The sequence below is a fragment of the candidate division KSB1 bacterium genome (assembly GCA_034505495.1).
GTDB lineage: Bacteria > Zhuqueibacterota > Zhuqueibacteria > Residuimicrobiales > Krinioviventaceae > Fontimicrobium_A.
Map to the genome: position 1 here is coordinate 34019 of JAPDQV010000026.1, position 14596 is coordinate 48614.

10 protein-coding genes are annotated in these 14596 nt (G+C 53.0%); all 10 read left to right on the forward strand.

The features are described from left to right. A partial coding sequence (locus ONB24_10650; GenBank protein MDZ7316573.1) for a hypothetical protein occupies positions 1-2625 on the forward strand: 2625 nt, incomplete at its 5' end. Positions 2626-2687: 62 nt separating this feature from the next. After that, positions 2688-3755 carry a PorV/PorQ family protein gene (locus ONB24_10655; protein MDZ7316574.1) on the forward strand — a complete coding sequence of 356 codons (1068 nt, stop codon included), beginning with the start codon at positions 2688-2690 and terminating at the stop codon, positions 3753-3755. A 128-nt stretch (positions 3756-3883) separates the two neighbouring features. Next, positions 3884-5401, forward strand: coding sequence for a hypothetical protein (locus ONB24_10660; protein MDZ7316575.1), 1518 nt, complete (start codon positions 3884-3886; stop codon positions 5399-5401). 110 nt (positions 5402-5511) lie between these two features. Then, entirely contained in the window at positions 5512-6342 is an 831-nt protein-coding gene (locus tag ONB24_10665; GenBank protein ID MDZ7316576.1) for an RraA family protein, read from the forward strand. 137 nt (positions 6343-6479) lie between these two features. Further along, positions 6480-7973 (forward strand): 4-alpha-glucanotransferase, encoded by a 1494-nt coding sequence (malQ, locus tag ONB24_10670; protein MDZ7316577.1) that lies wholly within the window; start codon positions 6480-6482, stop codon positions 7971-7973. Positions 7974-8340: 367 nt separating this feature from the next. Further along, positions 8341-9987, forward strand: coding sequence for a T9SS type A sorting domain-containing protein (locus ONB24_10675; GenBank protein ID MDZ7316578.1), 1647 nt, complete (start codon positions 8341-8343; stop codon positions 9985-9987). A gap of 125 nt (positions 9988-10112) precedes the next feature. After that, the gene (locus ONB24_10680; GenBank protein ID MDZ7316579.1) at positions 10113-12347 is read left to right on the forward strand and encodes a tetratricopeptide repeat protein; all 2235 of its coding nucleotides are present in this window, start codon (positions 10113-10115) and stop codon (positions 12345-12347) included. A gap of 71 nt (positions 12348-12418) precedes the next feature. After that, positions 12419-13273 (forward strand): Fe-S cluster domain-containing protein, encoded by an 855-nt coding sequence (locus ONB24_10685; GenBank protein MDZ7316580.1) that lies wholly within the window; start codon positions 12419-12421, stop codon positions 13271-13273. An 11-nt stretch (positions 13274-13284) separates the two neighbouring features. After that, entirely contained in the window at positions 13285-13512 is a 228-nt protein-coding gene (locus tag ONB24_10690; protein MDZ7316581.1) for a NifU family protein, read from the forward strand. A gap of 48 nt (positions 13513-13560) precedes the next feature. Next, positions 13561-14596: glycerate kinase (locus tag ONB24_10695; protein MDZ7316582.1), on the forward strand; the 1036-nt coding region annotated here is incomplete at its 3' end.

Here is a 14596-nt window from a genome sequence, read left to right on the forward strand (position 1 = left end):
GGTTATTGGGTCGACAACGCCATCGGCGGTAACGACGGCAACGACGAATTAGCCGCGTTCGACACCTTTCTTGACCTCGCTTACTCATGGGACGTCAACGGCATCGGCGACTACGGCCTCAAAGTCGGAACTATGGGGTTTGCTTACCTCGAGTCGCCGGGTAATGCCACCGACGGCCGCGATAACGACGAGGACGGCATTATCGATGAACGGCGCGACAACATTGCTACGCGCATTATCGGTCCGACGGAAGGCATCTCCAATGTCGCCAATTTTTTGAAATTCTATCAACTTAAGGAAACAGACCTTAGACCTCATTGGGATGCCGATGAGGATCAGGATTGGGATTCTTTTACAGACGCCAACGGCAACGGGGTATGGGATGAGGGAGAAGACGTCAATGATGACGTCGGTTTGGACGGCAAAGGTCCCGGCGAGATCGATTACATTGAACCCGATGCCGACGGAACCGAAGGCAACGGGAGACCGGATCTGAAAATCGGCGTCGGCTGCGAACCGGATTTCGGCCTGTTGGACGTTACCGAAACCGACATGCTCGGTTTGACTTCGTTCCGTCTCTTTCCCATTCCTGAACACACCCCGCCCTACCGCTACTGGTTCCGCAACGACGAATCGATGTGGGAACTGGTCGGTATGGACTCGCTGGTGCCGTTCATCGGCGCCGTCTCGAATCTCGCCGAGGTATTCGCCACAGGCGTTTTCCCGCTCTACGGCGGCAACATCGAGCGCATCTCGATGTCCGAGCTGCATTCCTGGGATGACGGTAAAAACATCAAAGCCGGAGATCCGGTCATCAACCCGCCGATTGCGCTTTTTGAACTGAAAAAGATCGTCCAGATTATTTACGAAACCGACTACCGCTTTGCCATGCCGCCGGTCATGCCGACGCTGACCGCCACGCCTGGCGACGGCTATGTCCTGTTAACCTGGAACAACGATTCCGAGCTCAAGACGCGCGATCCTTTCCTCAAGAATGCCAATGACTTTGAAGGCTATAAGCTTTTCAAAGCTACGGACCGTAACCTAACGGATGCAATTCAAATCACCGATGGCTACGGATCACAGCGCGAACGCAAGCCGCTATTTCAATGCGATCTCATTGATGGAAAGAAAGGTTTTGCTGAATACGGCTTGGTCGACGGCATGTCCTTTTATCTCGGTTCCGACAGCGGCATCTCGCACTCTTATCGCGATGAAGCCGTCCAGAACGGACGCACTTATTACTATGCGTTGGTTGCTTACGACTACGGCATACCGGAAATCGGCGTCCGCCCGTCGGAAAACAACTTTGAAATCAAAGTGAACGAAGCCGAGCAGGTCATCTTTACCACTAAAAACGTGGCGATCGTCGTTCCGCGCCAGGAAGCTGCCGGCTACAAGCTCGAATCCAACATCGAGTTGATTCCGACCCAGACACTTGGCACCGGATCGATCGAAGCCAAGCTGTTGGCCCGCAAAGCCGCCATTCCCGATGCCCAGTACAAGATCAAGTTCGACATCAAAAAGGTGAGAACCATCCGCAATATCGATTGGGGCTTTTCGTGGGTCACCAACGGCATCAGAATCTATCGTGAAATCGACGGATCGGATGTTTTGGTCTACCAAGCAGATGAGGCCAACCCCGGAACCATGCTGGCCGATTCGACCGAATCGCTCGGCTATATGTTCCTTAGGACGGACGGCGCCACTACCGACATTTTTGACGGCATCTCTTTGACCATTAACACTCCGATCATCACGCCGGAATTCGATTACCTGAACACCGGCTGGCAGACCGGCAGCGGGCCGATCAATGTCATTCCCACCACACCGGATGCTGAAGTCTTTCCGTGGAATTATGACATTATTTGGGCGGAAAGCTACAAGTCAGAGTTCTCCATCAAAGCTTCGACTCGCATCAAAGACGAGAATGACGTCCGTATTCCGAATGCCAATCTGATCTCGCCGTTGACTTTTCCGTTCTACGTCCAGAACTCTTCTGTTATCGATCCGGCTACCGGCAAGCCGGTCAAGATGGAACTCGTCGGCCACGATTACAACACGGACGGCAAGTTCGATCTGCTGCACGACCGCGTGTTGGTCGGCGCTATTTTGAACAACGGCAACTGGGGCGGCACGGTCTTTATTATCGATTTTTCCGCTGCCAAATCCGAGGACGAACTGCCGAAGACCGGATCGGATGCGGTTTATAAGGTCAGGTTCCGTCGGCCGTTCTTCAGCACCGATTCGCTGATGTTCAAACTAAAGATCAATGAAACCACCGAAACCCAAAACATGGCGGAAGCCCTGAAAAAGGTTAAAGTCGTTCCCAACCCCTACGTCGCCACCAACGCTCTCGAGCCTTCTCTGGCGAACAAAGACTTTAACCAGCGCCGCCGCATCATGTGGACGCATATTCCTGCCAAGTGCACGATCAAGATCTTTACCACCAGCGGTGTGTTTGTGGATGAGATCGTCGTGGACAACGCTGTAGACAACGGCATCGCCTATTGGGATCTTTTGACCAAAGACGGGCTGGAGATAGCGGCCGGAATGTACGTCTACCATCTAAAAGCGGAAGAAACCGGCGATGAAATCATGGGCAAGTTTGCCATCATCAAGTAACCTGTTGCGCAATTGAGCAAAAGGTGATCATGAAGGGTTTTAAAACGAAAGAGGTTAAACGTATGACTGGAAATAAAGCGATCAGCTTGTTGGTCATCAGCAGCCTGGTGCTTCTCTTTCTGGCGCCCAACAGCTATGCCGTAAAGAGTCGCGCCGGCACGGCCACGGCAAACTTTTTGGAAATCGGGATGGGCAGCGCCGGTTCCGCCATGGGCGATGCCTACGTCAGCATGGCCGACGACATTTCTTCCCTTTATTGGAACCCGGCAGGCTTGGGGTATATGGAACGCAGCGAAGCGCAGTTCACTATCCAGCCCTGGGTGGTCGACATCAACACCTCCTTTGTCGGCGTCGGCTTGGTTCTGCCGCGCATCGGCACCTTGGCGATGGGACTGACTTCCGTCGGTTATGGCGAAATTCCGGTTACCAACCTGGCCTTTCAGGAAGGTACCGGTGAGATGTTTACGGCCAGTGAATATGCCGCTGCCCTGAGCTATTCTCGCCGATTAGCACAGTGGTTTTCATTCGGCGCTTCGGTTAAATACATCCATTCGCAGATTTGGCACTGCGGCGCCAGCGCCATGGCGGTCGATTTGGGCGTAAAGCTCAACACGCATTTCTTCTCTCCGACCGGCGAAAAGGCCGACGGTATGGCTATCGGCATGAGCATTTCCAACTACGGCACGCGCATGAAGTACGACGGTTTGGATCTGCTGCAGCCGATCGACCTGCTGCCGGATGAGCAGGGTAACTATCAATTCGCCAACGGCAAATTTGAAACCGTCGAGTGGGAACTGCCGCTAATCTTCCGCGTCGGTGTTGCCGTACATCCTATTGTCGTCGGCGGTAATCGGTTGACCATTGCCGTGGATGCTCTGCATCCGAACAACAACACCGAATCGGTCAATGTGGGCGCCCAGTATCAGCTCAAAGTGCCGGCCGTCGGCAGCCTGTACCTGCGCGGCGGTTACAAGGCGCTGTTCATGGAAGATTCCTATTACGGCCCGACGTTCGGCGGCGGCATCTTTCTCAACCTGATGGGCAACGTCGGTTTGCGCATCGACTATGCCTATAAGAACGTCGGTCTTTTGGGCAACTTTCATACATACACCTGCGGAATTACGTTCTGATGCGGCCTAATGCCGCATGAATTTGCAAGACTCCGGCGTTAAAATCGCCGGAGTCTTTTTTTTGCCGAGTTTTTTGCGGGAACCAGCTTTATTATTTATCGTTATTTTTTAAAACTATTAGAGTGAGCATGAAGAAATACCGAATTATTACCATTTTTGCTCTTTTGCTGCTGGTCTGCGGCAAAAAGGAGCCTCAGGAACAAGCGGCAGTCATTGCCCGCGTTGGAGATCGTGAAATCACTCTGGCAGAATTTATTCGCCGGGCGGAGTACACGATTCGTCCCCCCTATCTGAAAGGCAACTATTATCTGCATAAAAAAATGATCCTCAATTCTCTGCTGGCGGAAAAGATGCTCGCCTTGGAGGCCGGTACGGACAACGAACTTTACCGCAGCCCAGAATTTCAAAATTACATTCAAGGCCGAAAAGAGCAGGCCATGCGCAAATGGCTTTATTTAAAAGAGGGTTTCGATAAGGTCAAATTGACGGACGAACAGGTGCGCAACGCTTATCGTTGGGCAGGCCGAGAGTACAAGGTCGCTTACTTTTCCATGCCTTCCAAAAGCTTGGCGGATTCGGTGCAAAAAATGCTTAATACGCCCGGTGTTTCCTTCGAAGATGCTTATCGTCAGCTGACGGGTGAAAACGTGCCGCCGACACGGGACGTCAAATGGGATCGCGAGGGCAACGATGCGATCATCGATGCGCTATATTCCGACACATTGCGCGTCGGCCAAGTCGTCGGCCCAATCCGCATCGATGAAAAATGGTATATGGCCCTCAAAATACTGGGATGGAACGAATCGATTGCCGTTACCGACGAACAGATCAAAATGCGCCTGCGGGATGTAAAAGAACGGCTGGCGCGGCGTGAGGCGGAGAAAATTTATGAAAAATTCGTCCTCAAAGTGATGAAAGGCAAAACCGTTAAATTCGACGAAAAAACCTTCTTCAAGCTGGTCGATGTCGTCAAGCCTTTCTACGTCGTTTCGCCTGAGGACAAGGAAAAATTGTTCAACGCCAAGTTTTGGGGAGACGATCAACAGCAGAGGCAGGTTCAGATAGACGAAAATTCGTTTGAGGAAATAAAAGACTGGCCGTTGTTGACTATTGATGGTCAGGTTTGGACGGTCGAGCGCCTGCGCGACGAAATGTCGCGCCATCCCTTGGTTTTCCGAAAAAAGAACCTGACCGACCGCAATTTCCCCGAGCAGTTCAAACTGGCCGTTGTGGATCTCATTCGCGATAAATACTTGACGCGCGAGGCTTATAAACGAAAATACGACCGCGTTCCCGAAGTCGTTCAGCAGACCTATATGTGGCAGGATCATGCGCTCGCCCTTTGGCAGCAGCAAAAGTACTTACGGGAAACCGGCTGCAAGTACAACTTTTACAAAGATTATATGAAGGTTCTCGATGAGTACATGAACGCCTATGTCGATTCGCTGCAGAAAAAGTACAGCGACAAGGTAGAGATCGACATGGATATGCTGGAAGACGTCAAGCTGACACGGATCGACATGTTTGTGATCGAAAAGAACGTGCCGTATCCGATCATGGTACCGAGCTTTCCGGTGGTGACGACCGACAGCCGCATCGACTATGGGAAAAACATCGGCAGGCGGCAGGCTACAGCTGTTGAATAATCCGATGCCGTGGCCTTGCGCGCTGAATGACCAGGCTCCTCTGATTTGCCCGCTTTAGTTTTTGTTAAAAGCGGCTTCGGCATTCTGCGGCATGAATTCATGGAGGCAAAATGCGTGCGGTGAGTATCTGTTTGGGGGTCATTATCGCGACGGAAAGTTTTGCTCTTGCGCAGCAGGCGACTCCCGAGGCGCTGCGCCGAGGCATCCATTTCATTCCGACGCACTTTTATTCCGCTGATGAAAACCAAGAATTGCTTCGACTCTATCAGGGGTTGCGCGTAGCCGACGTATCGGACGGCATGGACCGGGTCGGCTTGCCGAATAAAGGATTAGTCGACGCATCGATTCATCCCGCATGGATTGACCAGGACTCGCTCAAGCATCAATTTCGCGGCATTGCCCTTACGGTGAGATATGTGCCGACGCAGATGAAGGATCGCCCGGAAGCCGGGGAAGAGTTCAGTCGCTGGGAGGGCAATTTTTACAACAACTATTCATCCGAACCGTTTACTTCAATCATCGAGCCGGGGCACGTCATTGTCATCGATGACGATGAATTCGGCGATGTGGGCACGATCGGATCCAACAACATCCTGGTTTGGCATTCCAAGGGGGCGGTCGCGGTCGTGACCGATGCGGGGGCGCGCGACACCGACGAGGTCGCCAAAGAGCGGGTGCCTCTTTATTTGCGCCAAAAAAGTCGCGGCATTCGTCCCGGCCGCAATCAGCTCGAGTCGGTCAATCGGCCGGTGGCTGTCGGCGGGGTTCTGGTTTGTCCCGGCGATGTAGTCGTGGGCGACGGCGACGGCGTGATCGTGGTACCGCGCGCCGTGGCACGCCGCGTAGCCGAAGAAGCGCGCAAAATACTTGATGAAGACAAGAAGGCCCGCCGTAACCTATATGAGCAGCTCGGTCTTCCGCCCGACCAAACCGTGCATTAATTCTGCAAACGGCTTTTCGGTCGGATGCGAAGGTCAGGCTATATGGCGACTTGCTCGATTAGAGCTCTATCGATCGGCGGCCAAGATTCGGTAAAGTGTTTGTTCTTTTAAAAACACTTTTCTAAAAGGAGTCTCTCATGAAACTGCAGCGCGGCAGCGGCATTCTTTTACACATTACTTCTCTCCCTTCTCCCTTCGGCATAGGCGATCTAGGCCCTGTGGCTTACCATTTTGTAAATCTACTGGCCGACGCCGGCCAAAGATATTGGCAGATCCTGCCGCTCAATCCGACGGAGCCGATTTACGGCAATTCTCCCTATTTGAGCGTCAGCGCTTTTGCCCTCAATCCGCTGCTCATGAGCCCTGAGCTGCTGGTTTCCGACGGTCTGTTGGAAGAGGGCGACTTGGGCTTAGCCCCTTCTTTTCCCTACGACGCGGTCGATTATGAACAGGTCGCCGCCTTCAAGACCGATCTGTTTCGTCGAGCTTTTCATAGACTCGAAGGTAAACATCTTGAGGCTTTTGAAAAATTTTGCCGTCAGGAAGGGCAATGGCTTGCGGACTATGGCCTCTTCATGGCGCTGCGGCAGGCTTTTAACGGCGTTTCATGGTTGGATTGGCCGGAGCCTTTACGCGACCGAAAGTCTTCCGCCCTCGCGAAAATGAAAAAAGAGCTGCTTAATGAGATACGTTTTTATCAATTCCAGCAATATATTGTGCAAAAGCAATGGCAGGATTTGCGCGACTATTGTCGTAAAAGAGGTGTGCAGATCATCGGCGATTTGCCGATTTATGTCGAGCACGGCAGCGTCGATGTTTGGTGTGCACCCCAGTTCTTCAAACTCGACTCGAACAAACGGCCCTATGTCGTCGCCGGAGTGCCGCCGGACTATTTCAGCGCCACCGGCCAACGCTGGGGCAATCCCATTTATGATTGGGAAAACCTGCGCCGCGACCGTTTTTCCTGGTGGGCGGCGCGCCTCAAACGGAACCTCGATCTGCTCGACCTTGTCCGCATCGATCATTTCCGCGGCTTGGTCGCTTATTGGGAGATTCCCGCCGAAGAACCGACGGCAATCAACGGTAAATGGGTACAGGTACCTACAGACGATCTCTTTTCCGCTTTCCGCGCTGCATGCAGCGAATTCCGCGTGATTGCCGAAGATCTGGGCATAATCACGGACGACGTCAAAGAAGTACTGAAAAAATACGATCTTCCTGGCATGAAAGTCCTCCAGTTTGCCTTCGGCGGAGATCTGGAAAGCAACCCTTACTTGCCGCACAATTATCCGGAAAACTGTGTCGTTTATACCGGCACGCATGACAACAATACCACGCTCGGTTGGTACCGTAACGACGCAACCGCGGCGGAGCGGTGGAACCTCGGCGTCTATTTCGGCCGCGAGATCAATGAACAAAATGTGGTTTGGACTTTGATCGAAGCTGCGCTGTCCTCCAGGGCTGCAGCGGCGATTATTCCGATGCAGGACGTCCTCGAACTCGATGACCGGGGGCGCATGAATGTGCCCGGTCGGCTCGACGGTAATTGGCGCTGGAAACTTTATCCCGGCCAAGTCAATGCATCGGCGATCCTGCGTTTGGCTGAATTGAGTCGTCAGCATCATCGCTAAAACGTGTCCTCAATTCTTAAATCTAAAAAGCAAAAATTCTTATTAATTTGTTCAACATACGAACAATTAGCGGACAAAATCTTTGCTTTTTTGTTTTTCTTCAATATGTTAAATATTCTCTAACATACGAAGGATTTGTTTACAGCCAACATTCTTTTCTTGACATTTTAGAAAAAAAAGCTATATTATACATGACTCTAAAGAAAGGCTCAATGTGGCCGTCAATGTTTTCTCCCCCTTTGTAAACCGTTCCTTATTCATATAAAAGGCCGTTTAACACTTTTCGGGAAAGGAGGTGTGAATAGCAGCCAAGTTCAGCAGATTTTTTTCCTCTTTCAGAACCTTTAACCAAACCTGGAGGTAAAACATGAAAAAGTTCGCAGTACTGCTTTTCGCCATCTTTGTCCTGACTTTCGGCTCGGGTTTCGCCCAGGTGAATGAGGACGGTGTGTTGGTGGTCCCCAAAACTGCCGCCAAGCCGGTCATCGACGGTGAGTTCGATGATGTCTGGAAATACGTCGGCGAGACGCTGTGCATCATTCGCGATGCGGGCGACGCTGCGGATCCGGACGACTGGTTCGATCTGTTCGGCAGCCTCAAGATGATGTTCGACGACGAGAATCTTTATGTTTGGCTGTGGGTGCATGACGAACTGATCAATCCCGGCACGGACTGGCAGTATGACGGCGTCGAGCTCTATTTCGATGCCGACAACAGCAAGACCGAAGGCGGATATGACGGCGTCGACGACGTCCAGATCCGCTTCAATGTCGGTGAAACCACTACCGACAAGATCGATGTCGGTTATGGCAATGCCGCCGGTTGGGGATACAATCGCGACGGTATAGATTTCTATATCGGTGAAACTGCGATCGGCTGGGTGCTGGAAGCCGCCATGCCCTTGGCTGATCTTCAGCTTGTGCCTGGAACCGAGTTCGGTTTCGACTGCCAGATCAACGACGCCGATGAGTCGACCCGTTCCAATATGTACCGCTGGTGGTCGAACAACAACGACGAGTGGCGCAACGCCTCGTTGTTCGGCACCGCATATTTGGACAACAAGCGTGTGATCAAGGCCGAGTACTTGGAGATCCCCAAGGGCTCCAAGCCGACCATCGACGCCAAGATGAGCCCCGGAGAATGGAAAGATGCGGTCTGCCTGTCCGGCGACATGTTGGACAACGGCCAGAACATCGGCTTTATCAACGGCTGGGAAGACACCCGTCATTGGGGCTACCTGAAGTGGGACGACACCAACCTGTATCTCTACTTCGTCATGTGGGATGAGTATTATGACTATGCGCCGGACAACAACCAGAACTGGGAATTCGACAGCATGGAGTTGTACTTTGACGGCGACAACAGCAAGACGCTCGATAATTATGACGGCGTCGACGACATTCAGATTCGCTTCAACCTTGCTCAGGAAGGCCTGGACGACATCGATGTCGGTTACGGGACCGGCCCAAGCTGGAACTGGGACAAGACCGGCACCGAGTATGCGACTCGCGAGACTGAGAAAGGTTGGGATCTGGAAATTGCCATCCCCTTGGCGAACATGCAGATTCCGGTCGGCCAGGATTTCGGCTTTGACTGGCAGCTGAACGACTGCGACGATCCGGGCGAGGATCAGAACCGCACCGTCTATCGTTGGTGGGCGCCCGGCGAACCGGAATGGAGAAATGCCTCCATGTTCGGTACCGCGGTGTTGTCCAAAGGCCAAGGCGTCAAGTCGCAGCCGGTTAAGGTCGAGTCCTACGCTCTGAGCCAGAACTATCCGAACCCGTTCAACCCGACCACGACGATTTCCTACTCGGTTGCCAAGGCCGGAAACGTCGAGCTCAAGGTCTATGATCTGACGGGCAAGGAAGTTGCCACCCTGGTGAACGAAGTAAAACCCGCCGGTCAGTACACGGTCACGTTTAACGGCCAGAACCTCACCAGCGGTGTTTACTTTTACACCCTCAAGAGCGGCGACCAGACCTTCACCAAAAAGATGTCTCTGGTCAAGTAACCCGACCCGAGCTTGATTTCAAGTCCCGAGAGTTCCTCTCGGGACTTTTTTTTTGCAGATGCTCTGCAAAGTTTATATATTTCCTTTCCTTTGAACGGATGAATCGACAACTGAAAGGATGACCAGTGGAAAAAGGCTCCCTTTCTCTATCTGCCCGTAAAAAGCGGTTGTTTTCACTTTTTGCGTATTTGACGCCCTTTTTATTTCTTGTTCTGCTCGAATTACTTTTGCAGCTCGTGAAATACGGCGGCGATCAGCGCCTCTTTGTGACCGGCCCGGAAAAACAGATCTCCCATTATTGGATGTGCGGCCAGGAAGTCGGCAAACGCTATTTTTTCATGCAGAATACCAAACCTTCTCCGCCCAAAGATTTGTTCCTCAAGAAAAAGCCGGAAAACGGCTACCGCATTTTCGTCATGGGCGGATCGACCGCTGCCGGCTTTCCCTACGGCAAGAACGTTATGTTCTCGCGCATCCTTCATTTCCGGCTTCAGGATATCTTTCCCGACAAGCATATCGAGGTGGTCAATACCGCCATGTCGGCAGTCAACAGCTATACTCTGCTCGATTTGACGGACGAAATCCTTGACAAACAGCCCGATGCCATCCTCATTTACGCAGGACACAACGAATTTTACGGCGCCTTGGGAGTCGGGTCGACGGAATCATTGGGAAGAAATCCTCAAGTCATTTATGCTTATCTCAAGCTCAAACGCTTCAAGACGTTCCTGTTGGTACGCGATCTAGTCGGTGCGGTGCGCAAAGCATTCATACGAACAGCGGGCGGCGGCACGCGACTCGATCCCTCGAACACGCTGATGGCGCGCATCGTTTCCGAAAAGGCGATCCCTTATCAGAGCGAGCTTTACAAGCAGGGCGTCGCGGTTTATCGTGAGAACCTGCGGCGTATCTTTTCCAAGGCCAAGAAAAGGGGTGTGCCGATCATCATCAGCGAGCTGGTCAGCAACATCAAAGATCAGCCGCCGTTCGTTTCAGTCAAATATGATACCTTTCCACCCGCATCTTTTGCCTACGAAATCGGCAGAAAGCTGATCGACCAAGGCCAATTTCAGGACGCCCGCATTGCCCTGACGTATGCCAAGGACCTCGATGCACTGCGATTCCGAGCCACAGAAGAGATGAACGCAATTATCCACGAAGTGGCGGCCGAGTTTAACGCTCCGGTAGTGCCGATGAAAAACTATTTCGAAGCCGCCTGCGAGCACGGGTTGATCGGCAACGAAGTGATTTTGGAGCATCTGCATCCGAACATCAAAGGCTATTTCATCATGGCGGATGCATTTCTCAATACCATGCGGGACAACGGCTTAATCGCTGCCCGATGGCCGGAGCAGCGCATTCTGCCCTCATCGTACTATGAGCAGACATGGGGATTGACGGCGCTCGACACGGTCGCCGCGGAATACAGCATTCGCTACTTACGGGGCGGGTGGCCGTTCAAGCCGGAGACCGAGCCCAATCGAACATTGGAGACGCTTATTCCCAGGACGATCGAGGACTCGTTGGCGCTGCGGATTCTGGTGGATTCGAATTATTCGCCGGTTGCGGCGCACGCCGATCTCGGTCGCTACTATCAGAAAAAGGGTGATTATGAAAGGGCTTTTCGCGAATACAAAGCCGCCTATTACAGTATTCCCTTCGAACTCGAGTTCTACGAGGGAGCCGTCGAAAACCTTGTGCGTTTGAACCGACTTCCCGAGGCTTTGCGGGTTCTGCAGGTTGCCAACCGCTACGGACGCACCCCATTTACAGATAAATGGACCGGCACGCTTTTGGCCATGGCGGGAAAGCTTCAAGACGCAAGGCCGTATTTGGAACGGGCCGTCGAGGCCGCACCGAATGACAAACAGGCTTTGCGCAATCTAAAAAAGGTTTATGACGGCCTCATGATGAAAGACAAAGCAGCGGAAATTGCCGCAAAATTAGGCGAAGAAGAACAAGAGGCGGGCAGTTTCAATCCCTTAAGCGACGAGGATAAGCAGCGCTTGGCTTATACCGCCATGCTGAAGCAGGCGCAGAGCTTGATGCAGAAAAAAGATTATAACAGTGCCCTGCGATTCTTCCGACGGGCGCATGCCATTCATCCGTCTTCTCAGACGCTCAAATGGGTCGGCATGCTCGAATTGGCCGTTGGCGATCTTCAGGACGGTGTTCCGCATTTGGAAGAGTATTTGCAGGAAGCGCCTTCAGATTTTGAAGCGGCCTATAATCTGTGCCAAGCCTACATCAAGCTTTCGCGCAAACAGGAGGCGCAGGAGTTGATGAAAAAGCTTGACAAGCTGCGGCCTAATTTCAAGGATCCGCAGAATTTGCGCGGTAAAATTGCGCAGCTGCCCTAAGCGCAAGCTGTTTGTTGCAATTAAGAAAAGCAATCCCTATATTCCAAAAAACCTGAAGGAAAGAGAATGAAATGAGCCCGACGTTTTTGACTTCTCTTTTAGCCCTCGGCGGTCTCGGCTTGCTGTTCGGCGCCGGATTGGCCTTTGCTTCACAGAAATTTGCGGTGTTTGTCGATCCGAAGGTGGAGGAGATTTTAGCCGCTCTACCGGGCGCCAACTGCGGCGCCTGCGGTAAACCCGGATGCGCCGCTTATGCTGAGGCGGTGTCCAAGGGAGAAATTCCGCCGAATCGCTGTTCTCCCGGTGGTGCCGAAGTTGCCAAACGATTGGCCGCAATCATGGGAGTGGAAGCTTCTGTTGCCGAACCGAAAGTGGCGGTAGTACAATGTCAGGGCGGCAAAGCCGAGGCAGTGGAAAAGTTTGTCTATCAGGGACCGCAGGACTGTACGGCTGCCACCCTGGTCGGCGGCGGGCACAAAGCCTGTTCTTACGGCTGCCTGGGACTCGGTTCCTGCGTCCGCGCCTGTCCCTTTGGAGCAATGTACATGAGTGAAAACGGCCTGCCCGTAGTCATCGAGGAAAAATGTACGGCCTGCAACATTTGTGTGGTTACTTGTCCTCGGGGCATCATGGCGCTCATTCCCCGCAGTCAAAAAGTTTACCTGGCCTGCGTTTCGCAGGAAAAGCTAAAAGCCGTCAAAGCGGTTTGCAGTGTGGGGTGTTATACCTGTAAAATATGCGTGACTCCGAAAGTTACGCCGAGCGGTGCTATTGAAATGGAGGGCAACCTTCCGGTGATCAAAAATCCGACCAGCGAAGATCTTTATACTGCGGCGGAAAAGTGTCCGGCCGGCTGCTATGTTATACGCGAAAAAAATCCTTCGGCCGTTGCAGCGGTCGAAAGTCAGGAATCTATTCAATCATAAAGGATGCTTTTATGAATCCAACTTTTGATCAAGTCGAAGCGGTTCTCGATATGATTCGTCCGGCATTGATGGCGGACGGCGGCAATGTGGAACTCGTCGATGTGACGGACGGAATCGTCAAGCTGCGGCTGCAGGGTGCCTGCCATGGTTGTCCCATGTCGCAAATGACCCTGCGCATGGGCATAGAGCGCGAGCTGCGCAGACATCTTCCCGGCATTCAACAGGTCATCTCCATCTGATCCAAGGCGGTTTCAAGACCGCCTTTTTTGTTGCGCAGAGGATGAGTAATGAAATTTCTTCTTGCTCCGGATTCATTCAAGGAGTCTCTGACGGCGCCGCAGGTCTGCGCTGCGATGGCTGAGGGCATACTCCGCGTTTTTCCTGAAGCGCAGATTGTCTCGCTGCCTCTGGCCGACGGAGGCGAAGGAACGGTCGATGCAATGCTGACGGCGCTCGGCGGACGAAGAATGATTTCGACGGTCAAAGGTCCGTTGGGCGAATCGGTGCAGGCCGCTTGGGGAATTCTGTGGGATGGTTGCACGGCGGTCATCGAAACCGCTGCGGCAGCAGGCCTCTCTTTGGTGCCTAAAACACAGCGCAATCCGCTGAACACCACGACGTTCGGATTAGGGCAACTGATTCGGCAGGCTTTGGAGGAGAACATAAAGACGTTGCTGGTCGGTCTCGGCGGCTCGGCGACCAACGATTTGGGGCTCGGCATGGCGCAGGCTTTAGGCGCCCTGTTTTTTGACGAAAGCGGCGACGTCATTGACTCTCCCCTGCGCGGTAAAGACCTGGAGCGCATTCGTCGCATCGATCTGTCGCATCTGGACCCGCGCATTCAGCGCATCAAAGTGATTGCTGCCTGCGATGTCGACAATCCCCTGCTGGGGCCGCGCGGCGCCGCGCGCATATTTGCGCCGCAAAAAGGAGCTTCGCCCGAGGACGTCGAGAAACTCGAAGCCGCTGCAGCGTCGGCTGTCGTTCTGCTTGAGGCAGAGACCAAGCCGGTTCGCGATCTGCCGGGAGCCGGGGCTGCGGGCGGTCTTGGTGCCGCATTTTATGCTTTATTCGATGCCGAGCTTCGTCCGGGCATCGAGCTGGTTCTGGACGCCTATCGATTCGATGAACACCTGCCCGGAACCGACTTGGTTTTGACCGGCGAAGGCAAAGTCGATGAACAGACCGCTATGGGAAAGGTTATTTCCGGGCTCCTGCGTCGAACGGCAGCGTACGGCACACCGGTCGTTGCGCTGGCAGGCTATGCGGGGGACGCCTCTGCTCTCCTTCCTAAAGGCTTGAGTGCTCTCTTTAGCATCTGCA

What these genes read in the sequence shown, in the direction of transcription:
- ONB24_10655 (MDZ7316574.1), top strand. Translation starts at nt 2,688, where the DNA reads ATGACTGGAAATAAAGCGATCAGCTTGTTGGTCATCAGCAGCCTGGTG.
- ONB24_10660 (MDZ7316575.1), top strand. Translation starts at nt 3,884, where the DNA reads ATGAAGAAATACCGAATTATTACCATTTTTGCTCTTTTGCTGCTGGTC.
- ONB24_10665 (MDZ7316576.1), top strand. Translation starts at nt 5,512, where the DNA reads ATGCGTGCGGTGAGTATCTGTTTGGGGGTCATTATCGCGACGGAAAGT.
- malQ (MDZ7316577.1), top strand. Translation starts at nt 6,480, where the DNA reads ATGAAACTGCAGCGCGGCAGCGGCATTCTTTTACACATTACTTCTCTC.
- ONB24_10675 (MDZ7316578.1), top strand. Translation starts at nt 8,341, where the DNA reads ATGAAAAAGTTCGCAGTACTGCTTTTCGCCATCTTTGTCCTGACTTTC.
- ONB24_10685 (MDZ7316580.1), top strand. Translation starts at nt 12,419, where the DNA reads ATGAGCCCGACGTTTTTGACTTCTCTTTTAGCCCTCGGCGGTCTCGGC.
- ONB24_10690 (MDZ7316581.1), top strand. Translation starts at nt 13,285, where the DNA reads ATGAATCCAACTTTTGATCAAGTCGAAGCGGTTCTCGATATGATTCGT.